Origin of the sequence: Flavisericum labens (assembly GCF_045446075.1) — a bacterium.
GTDB classification, from domain to species: domain Bacteria; phylum Bacteroidota; class Bacteroidia; order Flavobacteriales; family Flavobacteriaceae; genus Flavisericum; species Flavisericum labens.
The window spans coordinates 127,822-150,412 of sequence record NZ_JBJJBQ010000006.1; the positions used below are offsets into that span (position 1 = coordinate 127,822).

Consider the following 22,591-nt stretch of genomic DNA (forward strand, 5'->3'; position numbering starts at 1 on the left):
CTTAACCTATTACTTCTAATTTAGCAAAACGCAACAATAGCTTTTTAACCCCACCGTGCTGAAAATTAATTTCGGCTTTAGTATCGGCTCCTGCCCCTTCAATTTTTAATACCTCCCCTGTTCCAAATCTTCCATGCTTCACGGTATTTCCAACGGCAAGTTTTCCATCGAACAAGTTCGTTTTACCATTCCCATTGGTTTGCGCCACGGGTTTCAGTTTTTTAGGAACTGTAACTTGAAATTTCTCCTGTTCACCTTTTGTTTTACCTTTTTTTAATATGGGTTGCTTGGCCGGTTTATAACGCACTTGGTTCTGCTCTACATCTCCAAATATATCAGCCGAAAGCATTGGGTTTATCCGACGTTCTTCTATAGGTGTCACAATATCCAAATACTGTTCATCTATTTCTTCAATAAAGCGGCTGGGATCAGAATCTACCAATTTACCCCAACGATAACGCGATAAAGCATAAGTGAGATAGGCTTGTTTTTCAGCACGGGTTAACGCTACATAAAACAAACGTCGCTCTTCCTCTAATTCGCTGCGCGTATTCATACTCATGGCACTAGGAAACAAATCTTCTTCCAGCCCCACAATAAACACATACGGAAACTCCAATCCTTTGGCAAGGTGAATAGTCATCAGTGCTACTTTATCACTATCATCCTTATCGTTATCCATATCGGTAGCCAAAGCTACATCTTCTAAAAATTCAGCCAAAGACCCTGTAGCATCTGCCAATTCCATTTGCCCTTCAACAAAGTCTTTCATCCCATTTAAAAGCTCTTCAATGTTTTCCATTCTGGCCACACCTTCAGGCGTTCCATCTTTATTGAATTCTTTTATCAATCCACTGGTTCGGGAGACGTGTTCCGCCAATTCAAAAACATCGGCAGTTTGGTTCAGTACCTGAAAGCTTTCTATTAAAGTAACAAAATTTTGAAGTTTGTTTTTAATCCCTGAATTGATTTTAACATCTGTTTTATCGATATTTTTCATCACCTCAAAAATGGTTCGGTTGTAACCATTTGCAGCCACTATCAGTCTGTCTATGGTAGTTTGGCCAATACCCCGTGGAGGGAAGTTAATAACACGTTTTAATGCCTCTTCATCAGCTGGATTAATAATCAAACGTAAATACGACAGCATATCTTTTATTTCCTTACGTTGGTAAAACGATGTTCCTCCATAAATTCTATATGGAATATCCCGTTTTCGCAAAGCATCCTCAATCGAACGCGATTGGGCATTTGTTCTGTATAGAATAGCAAAATCGCTATTGCCAAGCTGGTGGTTCATTTTATCATCAAAAATGGTGCTGGCCACATAGCGCCCCTCGTCTGCATCGGTGAGTGAGCGGTGTACTTTTATTTTAGCTCCTTCGTCATTGGCGGTCCAAACTACCTTTTCAAGTTTAGTTTGGTTTTTATCTATAATAGAATTAGCGGCATTTACGATATTTTTGGTTGAACGATAATTCTGTTCGAGCCTAAACATCTTTACATCATCATAATCTTTCTGGAAATTTAGAATATTATTTATGTTGGCTCCACGGAAGGCATAAATACTCTGCGCATCATCACCCACAACACAAATATTTTGAAATTTGTCTGACAATGCTCTAACTATTAAATATTGTGAATGGTTGGTATCTTGATACTCGTCTACTAAAATATATTTAAACCTGTTTTGATATTTTGCCAGTACCTCTGGGAAACGAGTAAGCAGCTCATTAGTTTTTAGGAGTAAATCGTCAAAATCCATGGCACCCGCTTTAAAACATCGATTTACGTATTCTTTGTAAATATCGCCCATTCGTGGTCTTCTGGCCATGGTATCTGCCTCAATCAATTCAGGATTTTGAAAATATGCACGAACCGTAATTAAACTGTTTTTATACGAGGATATTCTTGACCTTACCTGTTTATACTTGTAAATGTCTTTATCAAGATTCATCTGTTTGATGATATCCCGAATCAACCTATCGGAATCCTGTGTGTCATAAATAGTAAAATTGCTAGGGTACCCCAATCTATCCGCTTCAATGCGCAATATTTTTGCAAACACAGAGTGAAACGTTCCCATCCATAGGTTTTTGGCCTCACTGGCACCAACAATTTGAGCAATACGCTCTTTCATTTCTCGAGCTGCCTTGTTGGTAAAGGTTAAAGATAAAATGTTAAATGGGTCGATGCCCTTACTCATCATGTGAGCTATCCGGTAAGTGAGCACACGCGTTTTCCCAGAACCCGCCCCTGCAATAACAATCATAGGGCCATCTATTTGTAAGGTGGGCTCTAACTGCGCATCGTTTAACTGGCTTAAATACTTTTCCAAATCATCATCAATTTTAAAGACGTGAAATTAACCAATAATGAGCGTTTATTTGGGTTGATTTATTAATAATTATAAACAATTAGTAAGGCCTCCTTGGCTTTATCATATTTTAAATATATTTAAGCTCTAATTAAATTAAAGATGGATTCGATCCTGACTTATTTATCAAACATTCCTTGGTGGGGATGGTTAATCATTTTTCTATTAGTGGTTGCCATTCGAGATATATTTTTACAAAGAGCGCACACCATTAGCCATAATTACCCTATTGTTGGACACTTGCGTTACTGGCTTGAAAGCATTGGCCCCGAAATGCGTCAATATTTTGTTGCCAATAACCGCGAAGAGCTCCCATTCAATAGAATTGAACGCAGCTGGATTTACGCGTCTGCAAAAAAGGAAAACAATTACGAAGGTTTTGGTACCGACAGAGATATTTACCAGCACCAGCATATTTTCGTGAACAATGCCATGATACCATATAAAATTTCAGAAGATCATCCCAATAAGTTCGACAAAACTTTTTTGCCCTGCGCAAAAGTGATGGGCGCATATAATAAACGAAAGAAACCATACAGACCAGCATCTGTAATTAATGTTTCTGCCATGAGTTTTGGCTCACTATCGGCAAAAGCCATAGAATCATTAAACAAAGGCGTTAAGATAGCAGGAGCCTACCATAATACAGGAGAAGGAGGGCTATCTCCATATCACAGTAATGGTGGTGATGTTATATTTCACTTCGGAACAGGCTATTTTGGTGTTCGCGATGAAAACGGAAATTTTTCGATGGAAAAATTGATAAAACTTGTTAATGACAATCCCTTTATACGAGCTATTGAAGTTAAACTTTCCCAAGGTGCGAAGCCCGGAAAAGGAGGGGTTTTGCCAGGTGCTAAAATATCGCATGAAATCGCAAAGATAAGAGGCGTTGAAGTAGGTAAAGATGTATTGTCGCCACCCAATCATTCTGCTTTTTCCAATGTTCAAGAAATGAGTGATTTCATTGAAGATATCGCTGAAGCCACAGGTCTGCCTGTTGGAATAAAAGCAGCCATAGGAAAATTGGAACAATGGGAAGAACTCGCTAACATCATGCTAAAAACAGGTAAAGGCCCAGATTTTATAACTGTTGATGGTGGTGAAGGCGGTACTGGCGCCGCACCCCCTAGTTTTGCAGACCATGTTTCTCTGCCCTGGGTTTATGGGTTTAGCGATCTTTATAAACTATTTCAAAATCACGGTTTAACCGAACGTATTGTTTTTATAGGAAGTGGTAAGCTAGGCTTTCCAGCTAAAGCCGCTATGGCTTTTGCCATGGGTGCCGATTGCATCAATGTGGCCAGAGAAGCTATGATGAGTATTGGCTGTATTCAAGCACAGGTTTGCCATACAAACCGTTGCCCTAGCGGTGTAGCTACACAAAACAAATGGCTTCAGAATGGTATTGATACTACATTAAAATCCGCGCGACTCGCTCAGTATTTTAAAACGTTTAGAAAAGAGCTTGTTGAAATAACGCACGCCGCAGGTTATGAGCACCCTTGTCAATTTAGAATGAGCGACATAGAAATGAACGTTGACGACCACAATCTTTCAAAGGAATTAAACCGAACTTACATGTACGAGAAAACAGCGGTTCGCTTTAACGGTATGCAAAATTTAAAAGATTGTTTATATTTGGGGAGTAAACAAAATGAAACCCATCTAAAAAACACCTAACTGCTTATGGAAATTTCCAGAATTATTGATTTGTTTTTATTCGCTATACCCACCGTAATCACAGGAGTGATTGCCTATTATTTTTTCAGGGAACATACAAAAAACGAAGATGGGCGTCGGCGGTTTTTATTAAAGAAAGACCTACAGGTAAACGCTATGCCATTACGCCTACAAGCCTATGAGCGCATGGCGCTTTTTTTAGAACGAATTTCACCCTCAAAACTACTTGTTCGAGTTAAACCAATATCCTCAAGCAAAGAAGATTATGAATCTTTACTTATACAAAATATTGAACAAGAATTTGAACATAATTTATCGCAACAAATATACATAAGCGATAAGTGCTGGAACATTGTAACTACGGCAAAAAATGCCACTATTCAACTTATTAGAAAAGCTGGTATGCTAGAGAAAACGGACACAGCCAACAAACTTAGAGAAGTGGTTTTAACCGAAATGATGGAACGACGTTCGCCAAGTGATGCAGCATTGTCTTTTATAAAAGATGAAGTTTCGGAAATCTGGTAAATTATTTATCCATACGAAGTTCATTTGACTGCGTTTCCTCGCATTTTTTCTTGGCATTATAATAGCCCTGTTGCCACCAAGAAGTCATTAACTTTTTATTGAAGATTAAGGAGTTTTCAGTGAGCTTAGCTGGCGTGTAATACAAGTTCAGTTTTACGCCCTTATTTTTTGCTGCCAATTTTCCAATAATAATATCACTTCTTTCCACTTGGTCCAGCAGGTGCCCGAACAAATTAATCATTAAGGAGTATGGATTCTTGCCTAAAACCTTGTTATACTCCATATTTTCAGACTCTAAAATAATAGCGTCAATCTCTGTGGCTCCTCTTAAAATAGCCTCCCTGATGGGCACCACACACCCCAAACCACCATCAGCATATTCAAAACCATTTTTTTTGACCAGCGACATAAACGGAATGTAGTTACAGGAAATCCATATCCAATCGCAAAATTCGTCGTAACTAAATTCTTTTATCGACTTATATTCTACGCCGTTTTTTGATAAATTAGACACCGTAACCACAACATCTTCCTTGGTCTCCTTGATCAACTTATATTCGTCGTAAGTAAAATGCTTTCTAATATACCGCCTCAGCGCCTTACTCTCACCAAAGGTTCGTTTCATTTTTATAAACTGCCAAAGCGAATTTAAAAAGTCGATGGAAACGAACTCACGTTCTCCTTTTTTTCTAATCACAAAGGGATTGACACTAAATATATTACTCTGGTTTACGTTAGTAAATACCCTATGAATCTTTTCCATCTTACCTGCAGCTATATGAGGCACTAACAAACTTCCTGTTGAAGTTCCTAAAAACAAATCATAATCCCTCCCCTCTTCTTGAATTAAATATTGCGCCACACCACCCGCGTAGGCACCTTTGCTTCCTCCTCCCGAAATCACTAATGCTTTCATTTACTAAGATATATTGAGTTTGGATTTAGAAAAGACATGATAACAGCAGCCTTTTTGAATTTTATAACCTTTAATTTTATAAGACATTCTAATCCTCTAATTGACTTGTTTGTTGATTTTTGTGTTCAGCAAAATTATAACCGCGCTGCCACCACTGGGTCATTTTCTCCTTATTAAATATTAACGAATTAGTTGTTAAAACCGTAGGTGCATAATAAAAGTTAATGATGGCATCATTATGATTGGCGACAAATTTACCAATCTTGATGTTTTGGGATTCAATTCTATCTAGCATAAAAGTAAACATATTCGTAAGCAATGAAAATGGGTTCTTAGAAGGCATTCTATTTAACTGATTGACTTCTGTTTGTAAAATAATGGCATCAACCTCTGTAGCCCCTCGATTGATAGCCTCTTCTATAGGCACCATGTTTCCCAAACCCCCATCGGCATACTCACAACCATTTTTTTTTACGAGAGTCATAAATGGCGTATAATTGCACGATATCCATATCCAGTCTACAAACTCTTCATACCCAAATTCTTTTAAGCTTTTGTATTCCACTTGATTCAATGACAGATTGGAAACAGTAACAACTACATCTTTAGAAGAATTCCTTAGGACTATAAATTCATCTTCCGTCAAAGTTTTTTTTATGAGACGTCTTAAATTCTGGCTTTCACCAAAAGTTTTACTTCCTCTTAAAAAATTAAAAAGAACGCTAATATGGTTTATACCTATATTTTGGCTGCCATGCTTTTGCTTAACTACAAAAGGGCACACATCAAAAATACTACTGTTGGTTACACTCGTATAAACGTCTTTAATTTTTTCAATTTTATGAAGCGCCAAATGCGAAGTCAATAGACTTCCGGTAGAAGTGCCGATATATAATTGATAGTCGCGCTTGAGGTCTTCAATAAGATATTGGGCCACGCCACCAGCAAAAGCACCTTTACTGCCACCACCAGAAATCACTAAAGCTTTCATTGAAATATACTCATGTTAGTTTGATTGGTTGATAAAGATATTATTTTCATTCGAATTTAATGGAATTTCTTATTTCTTCTATGTCATAGCAATCCAAATACCCATTACAAGGTATATTTATGTAATTTCAACTATAAATTGGCAAATTACAGCTTCTCATTAAAAAGAATATTTATTTTAGTGTCAGCTATTAACATAATTCTTTTACATGAGGAAGAACCCTTTGCCAATTGCATTAACATTTTTCGTTATTTCCGTCTCAATTTTTGCGCTTAACCAAATAAAAATCGAATCGCATGAAAATAAAATTATAGAGAATAGACTTCCTCCTTCAGCCACCATTTCTGGGACAACTGAAGTTTGCCGAAACGAAACGCAACCACAAATAACTTTTACGGGTAACGGTGGGAATGGCTCTTATATATTTACCTATACAATTAACAATGGATCAAATTTAACGGTTACCACCACTGGTAGTAATGATAGCGTAACAGTTAATGTACCTACCAATAATACGGGAACGTTTATATATGAATTGGTATCGGTTGAGGATAATGCAGAAGCCGTAAATATTAGCGGCACGGCTACTGTAACTATCGGCGAACCATCAGTAGATTTTACTTTTAACAATAGTGGTGCCTGTTCTGGAACTCCAGTAAATTTTACCTCTAACGTTAGTGGAGATGCTCCTTTTACATATAGCTGGACATTTTTTGACGACAACAGTACAAGTGCAGCAACCAACCCTACACATACATTTACCTCCTTAGGCTGCGGTTCACAAAATGTGAATGTAACCTTGACTGTAACTGACGGCAATGGTTGCAGCAACTCTGTAACCAAAGCTGTTCCTGTACAGCAAAAACCTCTTTTGGAATTTAGAGATATAGACCAACCTTTCAATGCTTTTAATAACTGTGGAAACAATACCACAGACCCGACATACACTATCAATGTTGGGATTGATAATGTTTCGGCATCTTGCATCAATTCTTATGATGTGGACTGGGGAGATGGCAGCCCAATTGAAACAGCGGTGACTTTTCCTGCCTCACACACCTACACGCAATTAGGTTCTTTCAGTATGGACATTACCGGGCGTGGTGATAACTGCGACAATACCGTAACATATCTTATCAAAAACTCAAGCAACCCTACTGGAGCTATTGTAAACCCAGGGAATACCGTTAATTTATGTACCCCAGTAAACCCAATTGAATTCGCTATAGGGTCTTGGGGCAATAATCCTCCCGACACACAATACAGTGTTGATTATGGTGATGGAACTATAGAGCTTTACACCCAACAACAATTGGAAGCTTCAACATATTACAATTCGGCCGACCCAGCTAATTCTCAAGCTTTCCCAATACCACATACTTATACGGAAACCAGTTGCCCAAACAGCTACACGGTATTGTTATACATTACAACATCTTGTGGGCAAACCAATTTAACAGCGGGCCCCATTATTATTTTACGGAAACCAGAAATAGACTTTGAAGACCCTCCAACAAGCTGTGTAAATACCGCCGTACAATTTACCAATACCTCGCTAGACGGTTATAGTAACAACTGTAGTATTAACGATGGTTACTATTGGGATTTTGGTGATGGCAACACCTCAACAGCAAGAAACCCTATCCACACTTATACGAGCTCAGGCACCTATACCGTTTCATTGTATGGTGAAAATTCTTGTGGAGTTACTAACACGGTAACAAAAAGCATATGTATTGAAGACCCTTTAATGGCTGCATTTACTCTTGATATAAATAATGGTTGTTCACCATTGGAAGTTCAAACAAGCAATACTACCGATTTAAGTACAAGTTGCGGCAATGAGCAATACCTTTGGGAAGTCACCTATATTTCAAGTTTTTGCGGTACTGCACCCGAGCAATGGAGCTTTACAAACGGGACAGATGAAAATTCGGCTAACCCAAGTTTTAACTTTGTTACCGCAGGCACTTATACACTAACATTGACAACCACAAATTCCTGTGGAAGCAATAGTTTCTCTGAAACCATAGAAGTAAAACAACCGCCAACTGTATCTGTTAACCCTATTGCAGATTTCTGTGGTACAGCATCTATCAATCCTGTTGCAACGGTTGACCCGTGTGCACCAATTTCCGAAACCCCAACTTACAGCTGGAACTTTCCCGGAGGGACACCAGCATCATCCACCGACTTAGACCCCGGAACCATCACATATGCTGTGCCTGGCGATTATCAAATATCGTTGAGCGTAACAACAAGTTGTGGCACTACCACAGATACTGAAGATTTTGTAGTAAGTCCTATCCCCACAATTACAAATACCAATTTAACACAAACCATTTGCTCTGGCACGGAAACAACCGAAATCAACTTAACTGCAGATATTCCTGGTACAACGTTTACATGGACGGCATCAGCGGGTACAGGTGTTTCAGGATACGTAACATCAGGCACCACAGATATTATTCCCGTTCAAACCATTTTTAATTCCAATCCTACTTCCCAAGAAGTTGACATTACCGTAATACCATCCTTAAATGGCTGCGATGGTCCTTCGGCCAAATTCGTCATTACAGTCGACCCCGCACCAGAATTTACAAGTCAACCACAATCTGAAACAGTTTGCGAAAATGGAACTTTAGCTCCATTATCAATCACCGTAAATGGACCCGGAGCACCCAGTTATCAATGGTATAGCAACACAAGTAATTCATCAGTTGGCGGCACAATGATTTCAGGAGAAACAAATTCGACATACACACCTCCCAATAATCCAGTTGGAATAATTTATTATTACTGTGTAGTATCATTCAGTTCAGGCGCTGGATGCAATGAGATTACTTCAAATGTTGCTCAAATAGAAATTGTCCCTGGTATCCAAATTGACATGAATCCAACATCTTCACAAAGCCTTTGCGTGGGTGGCGACTTGCTAACACCTTTAACCGTTGATCATTCTGGTGGCACAGGAATTATTTCATATCAATGGTATTCAAATACGACAAACAGCAATACGGGCGGTGCAGTAATTACTGGAGCAACGAACATTGACTACGCGCCGCCAACTTTTACAAGTTCAGGCAGCTTTTACTATTATGTTGAAATTTACTTAAACGGAAGCGGTTGCAACAATACCACCAGTGAAGTAGCTGAAGTTATTGTAGTTGAAGACCCTGTTATTGATGTGCAGCCCATCGCATCTCAAGCCCTTTGTCAAGGCATAGCACCTCAAGATTTAGAAGTTGAAGTTTCTGGCGGTTTGGGAATTACTTATTCCTTCCAATGGTATAGCCATACCACAAATTCCAATACGGGCGGCACATTGATTCCGTCGGAAATAAACAGTGTTTTCACCCCGCCTACAAGTGCTGTTGGTACGATGTATTACTATGTTGTTATTTCGCAACCTGGAAATGGCTGTAGCACTGCAAGCAACACCTCTGAGATTACAGTAACCCCAGCACCAAATTTTACAACTCAGCCCATTTCAGACACTTATTGCTTTGGTGATAGTTTAAATCCGCTTTCAATTAATTATGCTAATGGCGTAGGTACACCAACCATTCAGTGGTATTCAAATATCGTTAATGACACAACATCAGGAACTGCCATTTCAGGGGAAACTCAAACTACTTTCAATCCGCCTTCGGGAAATATCGGAACCGTTTACTACTATGCAATTGTTACGTTCTCTTCTGGTGGATGTACACAAATTACCTCCAACGTTGCGGAAATCACTATTAACCAAACCCCAAATATCAATTCGAAATCTGAAACTATCTGTAGCGGAAATGCTTTTGATATTTCACCAGATAATACTGGGGGTGACATCGCTCCTGCAGGTACAACTTATACATGGACAAACCCCATAATTTCGCCAACAGGAACCATTACGGGAGCCTCAAATGAAACTTCGCCACAAAATTCTATAGGTCAAACGTTGGTCAATACAACTATAAATCCTTCAACAGTAACCTATACTGTTACGCCCACTTCTGGAAATTGCGTTGGAAACGATTTTGAAGTTACTATTACGGTAAACCCATCTATCAGCATCACTTCTGCCCAAACGAATAGCAATTGCTATCTAGCGAATACTGGTTCTTTAGAAATTGAAATAAGCGGTGGTGTTCCCTTCTCAACAGGCAATCCATACCAAATTACATGGACAGGGCCTAACGCCTATTCAAGCACAGATGAAGATATTTTTAACTTAGTTCCAGGTAATTATACCGTTGACATTCTTGACGATGGCGGTTGCCCATTTACGCAAACATTCGCGATTACCGAACCTGACGAACTTATTTTCAGTAATGTAATTTTTGACCCCGAAACCATTTCTTGTTTTGGCGCCAATGATGGTACTATTGGTATTGATATCTCTGGTGGAACAATACCGTATACTTATAATTGGACAAGAAACGGAAGCCCGTTTGCCACAACCAAGGATCTATCAAATTTAACCCCTGGCGACTACGAGGTTACCGTTACAGATGCCAATAACTGTACACCCATTTCCCAAAATTTTCCCATCATTGAACCAGCCGAACTTAATGTTAGTTTAGTTAACCAAGTAGATATTATTTGTTTTGGCGATGCCACGGGAGAAATTAACATCAACCTTACCGGCGGAAGGCCCATTGAAACCTCCCCAGGAGTTTTTGATTACACCTATTCGTGGACTGGACCGAATGGATTCACCAGTAACCAACAAAATTTATCGGGTTTAATTGCAGGAACATACGATTTAACCGTTACCGACAAATCGAATTGCACCGACACTTTGGAAGCTATTTTGAACCAAACCGATGAAATCATTATAGATTACTCAACCACCGAAATTGAATGCTACGGCGACAATAATGCATCCATCACAATCAATAATATTACTGGGGGTAATCCGCCTTACAGCATTACCTGGAGCAATCTTGGATCCGGGGTGTCGCAAACCAATTTATCCGCAGGGACATATATCATTTCGGTTACCGATAATACAAATTGTTTAAAACAAGCAACTATTATCATTGAGGAAGCACCTATTTTCAGAATTTCACCTATTGTAGAAGACGTGTCGTGTTTTGAGGCCAACGATGGAAGAATTATTTTGAATTTAGAAGGTGGTATCGACCCGGTAAATCTATCTTGGGATGACGACCCAAGCGCTGGAGTTGAACGTAACAACATGGGGCCTGGAACCTACACCGTAACCATTAATGATGGTAAACCTTGCGTGATTACCGAAACTTTTACAATTACAGAACCCAACGAATTATTACTTTCGGCAAATACCGTTGACGCTTTAGATTGCGATGATGCCAACTCGGGCAGTATAAACCTAATAATAACAGGAGGCGTTCTACCTATGACCTATTCATGGTCTAATGGTACGACAACAGAAGATCTAAGCAATATTCCACCTGGCGACTACAAAGTAATTGTATTCGACGCCAACAATTGCGAGGTAGCAGGCAACTATACTATTAACCGCTTTGAGCCCATGTCACTTGAAGTAGAAACCCAAACCGATTTCAACTGTGAAACTCGTGAGGTTCGCCAGTCCTTCATTGCTCAAGTTTCAGGTGGTGTTCCGCCTTACAACATTAATTGGTCAAGTGGAACAGTTAGTGGCACCAACGGAGAAATGATGAGCACAGACATTAATGGTTTAGTATCAGTAGGTGTTAGCGATAACCAAGGTTGTACAGCTAATTTCTCCTATAATGTTAATATTCCTGAACTTGGGGATGCCGATTTCAATATCAGTTCCAACGCTTTGAGTACTTTTGGATTTTACTCTATTGAAGACCCCATTGAATTCATCAATTTAGCTGAAGGAGATTACGTTTCAGTCGCTTGGGACTTCGGAGACGGCACGATTTCAACTGAAGAAAATCCGACTCACGCCTATCTAAACGAAGGCAGTTACAAGGTAACCCAAACAGTCGCATACCCTTTTGGATGCATTTACACCAAACCGATCACACTAAATATTGAAAAAGGATACAGTTTGATTATGCCCAATGCCTTTACCCCAAACGGCGATACTATGAATGCTTTTTTTGCGCCAGAATCTATCGCGTTAACCAATATGGAATTTAACGTTTATAACACCTGGGGTAGTTTGGTTTATTCTGAAAAAGGCGATACCATCAAAGGATGGAACGGCAAAATAAACGATTCCGAAGCTGAAAACGGCAACTATTATTACACCTTTACAGGACAAACATTTTACGGAAAAACCATCACCCATAAAGGAGCATTTGTATCCATAAAATAGAGCGACCAAAACATGAAATTGAAAATAACTATATTTACATTAATGTGTTGCTTTTTAACGAAGGCCAATGCACAAGACCCTATTTTTTCGCAATATTTTTTGGTTCCTGAAACCTTAAACCCTGGATTTTCAGGGTTTGAAGAAGCATCCTACTTTGGCTTGATACACAGAACACAGTGGCCCAGTTTAGATTTAAGAGTAGATACTGAGTACGCTTTTTTTAACTCATGGATTGAAAACGTTGGCGGCATTGGGGTAAGCATTTTAAATCAACATGAAAACAATACAAATTACAATCATTTACAAGGCAATGTCAATTTTGCTTATCATGTTAAATTGGCAAACGATTGGTATTTTAGACCTGCCGTAGAAGTTGGTTTTGGTGCAAAATCATTCAACTTCAACAACTTGGTTTTAGCAGATCAAATCAATATAAATTCTGGCACAATAAGTGACTCGTCGTCGGATCCGTATGCCATGAATGCCAACCGAAAAGTTAATTTTGTGGATTTTACCGCAGGTTTTGTTTTCGATAAAAAAAACATAAACAATGATACTGACCTTTGGTTAGGAGTCTCCTTAAAGCACCTTAACAAGCCCAATATCTCATTTGTTGAAAACGGCAATGTTCCTTTGGATATTTTTTACTCCTTTCATGCCAATTATAAATTTCCGTATTATGATTATAACGACATCATGCTTTCCGCAAATTATATGCAGCAAGGGCCCTATAATCGTTTTGACCTCGGAGCCACCGCTCAATTGGAAAAGTTAATGCTAGGTGTTATGGCCGTAACCAACCCAGCTAAAAACGATAACAACAGCCATTTGTTAACTTCGGTCAACGCTTTTGTTGGTTTGGAATTTGAGCAATTACGATTTGGGTTTTCGTACGACATCAACACATCTAAAATCGGAAGAACAGATGGCGTTTACGAACTTTCCATTACCTATTTAGCAGGTTGTTTAATTTGTAGAGACCCTACAAGGTTGGAGCGCAGAAAATAATTTATTTTGCATCTATAACTTTCAACATCGTTTTTGCGAATTTTGAAAACCGCCAATTATGATGCTTTGTGGCTTCTTTTAAATTCTCTTGACATGCTTCATTACAAGCCTGAATTTGTTGTAAATGAAAAAATGCATTTTGCCTCAGTTCAAATCCATATTTGGCATTGGTATAGCTCGTTAGCTCATCAAAATACTCCGACTTGTTTTCGGGTTCTAAATCTTCGGTAATCAAAGCTAGTGTTAACCAAAGGATTCTTACGTTTTTATCGTTAAAACCGACAATGCTTTTAGTTTTGTTTAAATATTTTATCTGTTCCTGCGGAAAGTTTTTCCATAAATTGAACAAGGCCGCTTCAATAGTTAGATAAGATTTGTCGTTTAGAAGCGATTCGTATTCAACTTTCAAATTTGTAGGGATTTCGGTTAAGTTTTGAGCAATGGCTTGACGGACTTTTAAACTTTCACCAAACGTCGATTTATTTACCTTACCGGGCATCAAACCAACGATTTTAGCTTTTGTCTTATCCGAAATATTTGACTCTAGAGAAAAATCACATTTTGAATCGACTGTTTCATAATTAACATCCAAATAATCTTTAATGATTTTAATTTCTTTAATGCTTTCTAAAACTTTTTCCTTTGGGAACTTTGCTGTTTCCAACCAAACTCCAACAAACTCTTCCATATCCTGCCCACTTGCCTTTTCTACTTCAAAAATAAAATCGTCAGTCTCAACATTTTTAAATTGATGCTTTACCAAATAGCTATTTACAGCTGTTTTAAACGCCTCATCTCCTACTTTTTCCCGAAGTATATGCAACACCCAAGCCCCTTTTTTATAAAACGTGGTACTGCTTGATCGTGGGTCTAACAAGGATGTACTTTGTCCAGCTTTGTCTTGCTCTATTAATTCTTGGGCATATTCGTATAATCGCCAATGGTAATAATCATCTCCAAAAACATCGCGCTCGGCCAATAATGCATAATACGTAGCAAAACCTTCTTGAAGCCAATGATGCGTTCCTGAAGTTTCAGTAACCAAATCACCAAACCATTGGTGAGCCAGCTCGTGAGCGTTAACATTGACGTAATTTTTATCAACAAACGCAATGGAATCTACCACAAATGCATCAGAAAAAATGGTGCAGCTCGTGTTTTCCATTCCGGCATATAAAAAGTCCTTTACGGGCACTTGCTTATAGTTTTGCCACGGATATGGCACACCTATTTCCGCTTCCAAAAAATCAAACATTTGCTTGGTGTAGCGGTAGGTGGGCTCCACTTTTAATGAATCTTCGGGATAGTAGTACATTTCCAAAGGAACACCACTTTTTGAGTATTCTACTTTCTTTTGGTATTTACCAATTGCCAATGCTACTAGATAACTTGACATGGGCTGTTGCATATCGTAATGCCATATATTAGTTGAATCGAGGATTTGTTTATCTGTTAATTTGCCGTTGGCAATGACTTCATATTCCTTATCAAAAGTGATGGATAAATCGAACTCTATTTTATCGTTCATATCATCAATACTTGGCAGCCAATTGCTCGTGTATTTTCCCTGACCTTGGGTCCAGATTTGTTTCTTCTCGATACAATTCCGATGATCACCGGAATCACTCGAAGTGACACCGTCTTCGTATTCCCAATCAATAAAGTATAGCGCTTTTTTGGGGTTTGAGAAATATCTAAATCGCAAAGTGTAATTTAGGCCTTCCTTGAAATTATGAATTAATTGTAATCGTTCGCCATCATTTTCATATTGGACCATTCCCCTATAAAGACTGTCCAATTTTATTTTTTCAGAATACATCATTACCTGCATGAAACGCATATTCTTTGCATCTAGATATATGGTATCAACAGCTTTTAAAACTTTAAACTTATACCTTATCTGACCATGGACTTTTTTTTGTGAAACATTAAAATTAATATCAGCCTTACAACTTGTGAAATCAACATAATCTGTTTGTTGCCCCCAAGAAAAGGTAACTATAAAGCATAGAAAAAAACTGAAACGTTTCATGCGTTTCAAGATAGCAAAGATTAGTCCAAAAACGAAAACAATAAATTAGAAACTATGAAACTCAATTAAATTAGCCTCGTAATATTGTTCTCCCAATTTTGAAAGCAAGTTTCTCACCACATTACTATCACCATCAATGGCAATAGCCGAATAACCCACATCATTCAACTTTCCTAGTCTCAAATCTTTAATATTGATATTTCTTGAAGCCAGTGCAGATAGTAAAATCAATAAAACTCCAGGCGCATTATGATGTTTGGTGAGAATCACTTTTTCGCTTAAACCCAAATTTAAACGTACGCCATCCATTTCCAATAAATACACACCGCCATTGTTATAATGGGGCAAGAAGGCATTCTCCTTATAAGTCAAATTCTTGAAAAGCCCAGAATCAGTACCGTTTATAAAATCTATGGCACTTTGGATGTTCCCTTCATTATTATCAATAGACAAAAATGCTACAGCCGTTCCGTCGTTATTCGATTTTAAACGTGCCGTTTCCACATTAATACCCTCAGAAGCCAAAGTGTTAAACAAGGAAGAAATAACTCCCGGCATGTCCATATGCTCTGAAAACAGACCGTTTACCTGTTTTTCAGGCCTCCTAGGCGCCTCATCGGTCACAGTAATAGATTTCCCCCATTTTCTGATTCTAATAGCATTATAATCGCCCATTCCCGTTGAATTTTTATAAATATCAACAAACTCAGAAAAAGAGCCTCCAAAAGAGAAATCCGGTATAATTCGGCGATGAGCATCGTCCAATCGTTGATTCAATAGTTCAATCCCTTTATTCAGAATGGTATATTTTACTTTTAGTTCGTGGTCGTCGTAAATCGTTCTATTTTCAGGAATTAATTTGGAATAACTCACATAGCTTTCATAACCAGCTTCCTGAATATACTCTAAACTTTCCTTGTAATTTAAGCCGTAATAACGTACGTGATGCGTGTCGGTACCCACACAAACCGGAATTTGTAGTTCGTTGGCACGACGCAGAATATTTTGTATTGGATATACACCAACGCCTTTAAATTTTCCTGCCATATTAACGTCTAGTGATAAGTTTCTGTCCGCAATTAATTCCAAAAGCGTTCTAAATTTATTGGCCAAAGGATGCGCACTGGTTTCAAAATTCACCAAAGCTTCAGGCATATCTACGTTCAGTTTTGGCAAATCAATATGACCGATGATTTGAATCATATCACCAAAACATTCAATCATCTGAATCATTTCATTGAAATACCCATCCCAATAGGCTTCAAGGCTTCCACGAATTTTCAGCAGTTCTTCAGCTTCCTCCTTAGAGCCATCATATGGTAATCCTTCAGGAGCAAAATGTACAGAACCGATAACATAATCGGCATCTTCAGCTTGAAATATTTTTGAGCGACTCCATTGCAAACCTAATTCGGGGCCCATCCACTCCAACTCAATACCATATTTTATATTGATTTGCCCTTCATATTTTTTACGAAGATTAGATATGCGTTTTGGATAATTTAGGTACGAACGGTTACCACGAATAAATTTTACATTAGTATCACGCTCGGCAATGTATCGAAATTTGGTCAACCTAGGTGAATGAATAATAAATGTAATACTGGGGTTACCGGCCTCAATGGCCCTATCAATTATATCCTCTAACTTATCTATACCATGTTTTACGTGGTCTTGCTCCGTTCCAGCATGAATGCCATGCGTTTCCCATATAAATTCGTTCAGCTTTCTCATCAATAAATAAACTTAAGTTAACCTTTAAAAAAGCCAAATTTAACCAATGAAAAAGAATTAATTACTAACTTATAATGGTTTTTAAACTAAAAAACTAAATAATTCATCAAATTTAGGGCTATTAACTTTTGTTCGAATTGCTTAAATTCGCCCTCATGTCGGTTAACCTTCAAACTCCCATAGATTATTTAAAAGGCGTTGGCCCTAACCGTGCCGATTTGTTGCGTAAAGAACTGGGCATTCATACCTATCAGGATTTAATTAACTTATTTCCAAACCGATATATTGACCGAACGGGCTATTATAAAATTAATCAGCTACAGCGCAATAATGCTGATGTTCAGGTTATTGGAAAAATTGTAGAATTTAAAGAAGTAGCCCAAAAACGAGGCAAACGTTTGGTTGCGACTTTTCAAGATGACACTGGAACCATGGAATTGGTCTGGTTTCGTGGGCAAAAATGGATCCGCGAAAGCTTAAAGTTGAACAAACCGTACGTGGCCTTTGGGAAAACCAATTGGTACAACGGTAAATTTAGCATGCCACACCCCGAACTGGAGTTGCAAGACGAGCATGAAAAAAATTTACGCTCTGCCATGCAACCTATATACCCCTCAACCGAAAAATTATCGAATAAGGGAATCACCAATCGGGTAATCATTAAAATTATCCAGCAACTTTTTATTGAAACTAAAGGCAGATTTTACGAAACCCTATCTGAAAATATTCGAGGTGAATTAAAATTAATTTCAAAAAGTGAAGCGCTTTTTAATGTGCATTTTCCGAAGAGCCAAGAGCTACTAGCAAAGGCACAATTTAGATTGAAATTTGAAGAATTCTTCTATATTCAGTTACAACTCATTATTAAAAATCGCATTCATAAAAGTAAAATTAAAGGCTTTACATTTGTAAAAGTCGGTCACTATTTTAACACCTTTTTTGAGAAGCATCTACCCTTTGAATTGACCAATGCACAGAAGCGGGTTTTAAAAGAAATTAGAGCCGATTTAGGCAGCAACGCCCAAATGAACCGACTTTTACAAGGTGATGTGGGTTCAGGAAAGACCATAGTCGCCTTCATGTCAATACTCATAGCACTTGACAACGGCTTTCAAGCTTGTTTAATGGCTCCGACTGAAATTTTGTCAGTTCAACACTATAATGGATTACTTGAATTATCTAATTATTTGAATATCAGTATTTCAATATTAACAGGTTCAACTAAAACTTCAGAAAGAAAAGAAATTCATAAAAACTTAGAAAATGGCGATTTACAGATATTAATTGGCACCCATGCGCTCCTTGAAGATAAGGTGAAATTCAAAAATTTAGGGCTTGCTATAATTGACGAACAACATCGTTTTGGAGTAGCACAACGAAGTAAATTGTGGAGAAAGGGCTCACGTCAATCCTCCCAAAGGGAGGAAGCACAATCTATACGTCGAAAATATATGACGGCTCGCCCATCAACTTACAATTTGATAAAAGAATTACAAGTTGAAAAGAAAAAAAACTCGACCGAAGCTGAACGCATTCTTTGGGAATATTTAAAAACTAAAAAGTTAGGTTTTAAGTTTAGAAGACAGCACATTATAGACGAATTTATTATTGACTTTCTTTGTATTGAAAAGAATTTAGTTATTGAAGTTGACGGCGGTTACCACAATACTATAGAGCAAAAAGAAGCTAATGATTTAAGAACAAAAATCCTGAATGAACTAGGTTTCAAAGTCATTCGCTTTACAAACGACCAAGTTATTGGCGATATAGACAACATTACAAAGTATATTGAACAAACCTTAAAAAGCCTCCCCGTTGGGGAGGTTGGAGGGGCTTCTACCCCTCCCCATATTTTAGTGATGACCGCAACCCCTATCCCTCGAACCTTAGCCATGTCGGTTTATGGTGATTTGGATATCTCGGTTATTGATGAATTGCCCGCTGGTAGAAAGACCATAAAAACGGTTCATCGTTTCGACAAGAATAGATTGAATGTCTTTCGGTTTATAAAAGACGAAATTGTCAAAGGCAGACAAGTGTATATAGTTTATCCATTGATTCAGGAAAGTGAAAAAATGGATTATAAAGATTTAATGGACGGCTATGAAAGTATTTCGCGGGACTTCCCTATGCCTGATTACCAAATCTCTATTGTTCATGGTAAAATGAAACCTGCCGATAAAGATTACGAAATGCAACGTTTTATAAAAGGTGAAACACAAATTATGGTGGCCACTACCGTTATTGAAGTGGGCGTAAACGTGCCTAATGCTTCCGTAATGATTATTGAAAGTGCAGAACGATTTGGGCTATCTCAACTTCACCAATTGCGTGGCCGTGTTGGCCGTGGTGCCGAACAGAGCTATTGCATTTTAATGACAGGACACAAATTGAGCGCCGATAGCAAAACGAGGTTAGAAACCATGGTAAAAACCAGTGATGGCTTCGAAATTGCGGAAGTTGATTTAAAACTCCGCGGTCCAGGCGATATTATGGGCACCCAACAAAGCGGTGTTTTAAATTTAAAAATAGCCGATATTATTAAAGATAAAAGTATTTTACAGGGGGCCAGACACCTCGCCAAGAAAACAATTAACGAAGACCCGAGCCTTTCAAACGCTGAAAATAAAGTAATTTTACATACTTATAAACAGCTTAGCAAGTTCAAGAATATATGGAATTATATTAGTTAACACCTGTTCTCGTAAAAAACACTAGCAACATTAAACATTTTGAAATAAGTTATAAATACATAAATGGCATGTTTATTGTTTAACCAGAAGAACCCAAATCTAATTTATTATGAAAAACCACTACTTTTTTTACTTGGTGATAGCAGCACTAAGTTTAGCGTCTTGCGGAAGCTCAGGCTACGTGTATTTAAATTACCCACAGGAACCTCAGGTCCTACTTCCAGAGAATGTTTCGAATATTGTCTTAGTTAATCGTTCTTTAACCAAAGACGAAGACAAAAACAACCAAACCATTGAAGCCATAACAACAGGTGAAATTATGGGATCCGATAAATTAGCTTCCGATGAAGCTATAAAAGGTGTATTCGATGGAATTAACAACCGCAGTCATATACAAATTATTATTCCTGATTCTTTGCGATTATATGGCACCGGTACTCGCGCTATGCCCGATTTAATAAACTGGAATAAAGTTTCTGAAATATGTAAAGCTGCTAATGCCGATGTTTTACTGGTTTTGGAAACTTTCGATTCTAACTCCGATATAATTAGAGCCGCTGTAGTAGATCAAGTAAATGCCGTTATTACCACTGGCAAGCCTATCCCAAAAGTGCCAACAAGGGCTCGTGTAAACGTAAAAAGCTATTGGCGACTGTACGATCCGTACAACAAAACTATTATAGACCAGTACCAGCAAACACATTATATGAATTTTGACCTGGTTAATGGAGTACCACCACTTAATGCTTTATCCGAAACCGCTTATACTGCCGGCCAAGACTATATAAGCCGTTTTTTGCCGGGATATTATCGCATAAAGCGCGATATGTACAAAAAAGGAAAAGGACGTGATAAGGATTTGTTCAGCATAGGATGGCGTGCTTCTGAAGTAGCTAAATGGAATGAGGCCATAAAAGCTTGGAAGCGCCTTGTTGAGGAGCACCCAAGAAGTAAATCTGCTGGTCGTGCAGCTTTAAATATAGCTGTTTCTAATGAAGTGCTAGGTAATACTGATTTAGCTTTGCAATGGGCACAACGAGCTTACAGGGATTATGGTGATAAACTCGCTCGAGATTATGCGAAAATATTATTGAGAAGGCAACGTATGGAGATTTAAGCCAGCTTCGTTTCATGCTTTAAGTTATTATCTACAAAAAAGCTCAACCCTTTCTGGTTGAGCTTAAAATTACTGTTGTAGTTTGATTGATGATGTTCTAAATAGCGTTTAGCTCTGCTAAAAGTTTTTCTGAGTTTGCTTTTACATTTGCCGGTGGGTTTAAAGACAATGATTTTTTCAAGTTCTTTATGGCCTTCTTCTCTTCTCCCATTATTTTGTAGCACTCACCCAAACTATCATAAGAATTAGCGTCCTTAGGATTGTTTGCTACGTTTTGTTTAAAGTATTTAAGGGCTCTATCATAATCTTTTATGGCGAGCATTTGATAACCAAGATTGTTCAATTGGTTTTTATTGGCCATACCCGCAGCTTCATCCATCAAAGCGGCATAGTCATTGGTTCTTCCTAGTTTATTTAATATTTGACCTTTTAAGGCTACATTATTGAAGGTTTTCTGACTATAAAAATTACCAGCTATCGCCCCATCAACCCAATCCAATGCTTCATTTAAATCCCCTCCATTGTTTAAGGAAAATCTAGCGGCCTGCTCCCAATTTTGCCTTACAAAACCTTGTTGGCCTTTCAGTTTATCGCGAAAATCGTTTAAGACAATATTAGGTACATCAAACTCGACCTCAAACGGAATTTCCTTTTCCCCCCAAACCAATGATACTGTCGTTGAATTAGGTTTTACACTATTAAACTCGTAGGTCAATAATTCTCTGTGAGGTACTTCACCAGTAGCCACACCAGCCCTTAAAGCGTCATTCGACTTGTCGTAAAAAAAACTTCCCCAAGCTGCTGCATCCTTAGATAAAATAATTGTAGCATTATTTTTGTCTTTCAACATTATATGCAAACCATATGTGCCCGCTTTTATAGGTTTCCCTTCCAAATTGGCATCATGGGTAAATGTTATGGTTGTATTTTCATTGGCTCCGGCACGCCAAGGGGCTTCTGTTGCGGTTCCAAATCCGAGGTCATTCATCCCATAAGGCACAAGTTTGCCCCATATATCACGCCCTTTAACGCTGGGTCTAGAATAAGTTATGATTACATCTGAAATACCCACACGCTGCGAAACCGTTGCCTGCTGGCTTCCTCGTGGTGTGCTTAATTGAGCGAATGTGTTTAAGCTTAAAACAAGAAAAAAATACGTAAAAATTGAAGAAAAGTAATTTGTTTGCATAATAATTGAAGTTTGATGATTGATGGTCAACCAAGTTATGCAG

At 38.2% G+C, this 22,591-nt stretch carries 12 protein-coding genes; 6 read left to right on the forward strand and 6 right to left on the reverse strand.

Annotated elements, in window-relative coordinates; all coding sequences use genetic code 11:
• Position 1 precedes the first annotated feature (1 nt).
• Positions 2-2,338, reverse strand: coding sequence for an ATP-dependent helicase (locus ACIEHO_RS11425; protein WP_406971779.1), 2,337 nt, complete (start codon positions 2,336-2,338; stop codon positions 2-4).
• Positions 2,339-2,479: 141 nt separating this feature from the next.
• Here ACIEHO_RS11425 and ACIEHO_RS11430 point away from each other — a divergent pair, with 141 nt between their 5' ends.
• Positions 2,480-4,060 carry an FMN-binding glutamate synthase family protein gene (locus ACIEHO_RS11430; RefSeq protein ID WP_406971781.1) on the forward strand — a complete coding sequence of 527 codons (1,581 nt, stop codon included), beginning with the start codon at positions 2,480-2,482 and terminating at the stop codon, positions 4,058-4,060.
• Between the two features lie 6 nt (positions 4,061-4,066).
• Entirely contained in the window at positions 4,067-4,588 is a 522-nt protein-coding gene (locus ACIEHO_RS11435; protein WP_406971783.1) for a DUF7935 family protein, read from the forward strand.
• Between the two features lies 1 nt (position 4,589).
• On the opposite strand, the gene ACIEHO_RS11440 is transcribed toward ACIEHO_RS11435, so the two are convergent.
• Together ACIEHO_RS11440 and ACIEHO_RS11445 are read right to left on the reverse strand one after the other, a co-directional pair.
• Positions 4,590-5,504: a patatin-like phospholipase family protein gene (locus ACIEHO_RS11440; protein WP_406971785.1), complete on the reverse strand. Its 915-nt coding sequence runs from the start codon at positions 5,502-5,504 to the stop codon at positions 4,590-4,592.
• An 88-nt stretch (positions 5,505-5,592) separates the two neighbouring features.
• On the reverse strand, positions 5,593-6,495 hold the full coding sequence (locus tag ACIEHO_RS11445; protein WP_406971787.1) for a patatin-like phospholipase family protein: 903 nt from the start codon (positions 6,493-6,495) through the stop codon (positions 5,593-5,595).
• Positions 6,496-6,703: 208 nt separating this feature from the next.
• Between ACIEHO_RS11445 and ACIEHO_RS11450 the strand changes: the two genes are divergently transcribed.
• Together ACIEHO_RS11450 and ACIEHO_RS11455 are read left to right on the forward strand one after the other, a co-directional pair.
• Positions 6,704-12,775 carry a PKD domain-containing protein gene (locus tag ACIEHO_RS11450; protein ID WP_406971789.1) on the forward strand — a complete coding sequence of 2,024 codons (6,072 nt, stop codon included), beginning with the start codon at positions 6,704-6,706 and terminating at the stop codon, positions 12,773-12,775.
• A 12-nt stretch (positions 12,776-12,787) separates the two neighbouring features.
• Entirely contained in the window at positions 12,788-13,783 is a 996-nt protein-coding gene (locus ACIEHO_RS11455; RefSeq protein WP_406971791.1) for a PorP/SprF family type IX secretion system membrane protein, read from the forward strand.
• Position 13,784: 1 nt separating this feature from the next.
• Here ACIEHO_RS11455 and ACIEHO_RS11460 read toward each other — a convergent pair whose 3' ends face one another.
• A complete protein-coding gene (locus ACIEHO_RS11460; RefSeq protein WP_406971793.1) occupies positions 13,785-15,815 on the reverse strand; it encodes a M1 family metallopeptidase in 2,031 nt (676 codons plus the stop codon).
• A gap of 45 nt (positions 15,816-15,860) precedes the next feature.
• Positions 15,861-17,549, reverse strand: coding sequence for a histidinol-phosphatase HisJ family protein (locus ACIEHO_RS11465; protein WP_406971795.1), 1,689 nt, complete (start codon positions 17,547-17,549; stop codon positions 15,861-15,863).
• 155 nt (positions 17,550-17,704) lie between these two features.
• On the opposite strand from ACIEHO_RS11465, the gene ACIEHO_RS11470 reads away from it, so the two are divergent.
• The gene (locus tag ACIEHO_RS11470) at positions 17,705-20,242 is read left to right on the forward strand and encodes a DUF559 domain-containing protein (protein ID WP_406971797.1); all 2,538 of its coding nucleotides are present in this window, start codon (positions 17,705-17,707) and stop codon (positions 20,240-20,242) included.
• Positions 20,243-20,351: 109 nt separating this feature from the next.
• Positions 20,352-21,359, forward strand: a complete 1,008-nt coding sequence (locus ACIEHO_RS11475; protein ID WP_406971799.1) for a DUF6340 family protein — start codon at positions 20,352-20,354, stop codon at positions 21,357-21,359.
• 97 nt (positions 21,360-21,456) lie between these two features.
• On the opposite strand, the gene ACIEHO_RS11480 is transcribed toward ACIEHO_RS11475, so the two are convergent.
• Entirely contained in the window at positions 21,457-22,548 is a 1,092-nt protein-coding gene (locus ACIEHO_RS11480; protein WP_406971801.1) for a DUF2911 domain-containing protein, read from the reverse strand.
• Between the last annotated feature and the right edge of the window lie 43 nt (positions 22,549-22,591).

Excerpts from the sequence above, each read along its gene's own strand:
- ACIEHO_RS11430 (WP_406971781.1), top strand. The coding sequence starts at position 2,480 with ATGGATTCGATCCTGACTTATTTATCAAACATTCCTTGGTGGGGATGG.
- ACIEHO_RS11435 (WP_406971783.1), top strand. The coding sequence starts at position 4,067 with ATGGAAATTTCCAGAATTATTGATTTGTTTTTATTCGCTATACCCACC.
- ACIEHO_RS11440 (WP_406971785.1), bottom strand. The coding sequence starts at position 5,504 with ATGAAAGCATTAGTGATTTCGGGAGGAGGAAGCAAAGGTGCCTACGCG.
- ACIEHO_RS11445 (WP_406971787.1), bottom strand. The coding sequence starts at position 6,495 with ATGAAAGCTTTAGTGATTTCTGGTGGTGGCAGTAAAGGTGCTTTTGCT.
- ACIEHO_RS11450 (WP_406971789.1), top strand. The coding sequence starts at position 6,704 with ATGAGGAAGAACCCTTTGCCAATTGCATTAACATTTTTCGTTATTTCC.
- ACIEHO_RS11455 (WP_406971791.1), top strand. The coding sequence starts at position 12,788 with ATGAAATTGAAAATAACTATATTTACATTAATGTGTTGCTTTTTAACG.
- ACIEHO_RS11460 (WP_406971793.1), bottom strand. The coding sequence starts at position 15,815 with ATGAAACGTTTCAGTTTTTTTCTATGCTTTATAGTTACCTTTTCTTGG.
- ACIEHO_RS11465 (WP_406971795.1), bottom strand. The coding sequence starts at position 17,549 with ATGAGAAAGCTGAACGAATTTATATGGGAAACGCATGGCATTCATGCT.
- ACIEHO_RS11470 (WP_406971797.1), top strand. The coding sequence starts at position 17,705 with ATGTCGGTTAACCTTCAAACTCCCATAGATTATTTAAAAGGCGTTGGC.
- ACIEHO_RS11475 (WP_406971799.1), top strand. The coding sequence starts at position 20,352 with ATGAAAAACCACTACTTTTTTTACTTGGTGATAGCAGCACTAAGTTTA.
- ACIEHO_RS11480 (WP_406971801.1), bottom strand. The coding sequence starts at position 22,548 with ATGCAAACAAATTACTTTTCTTCAATTTTTACGTATTTTTTTCTTGTT.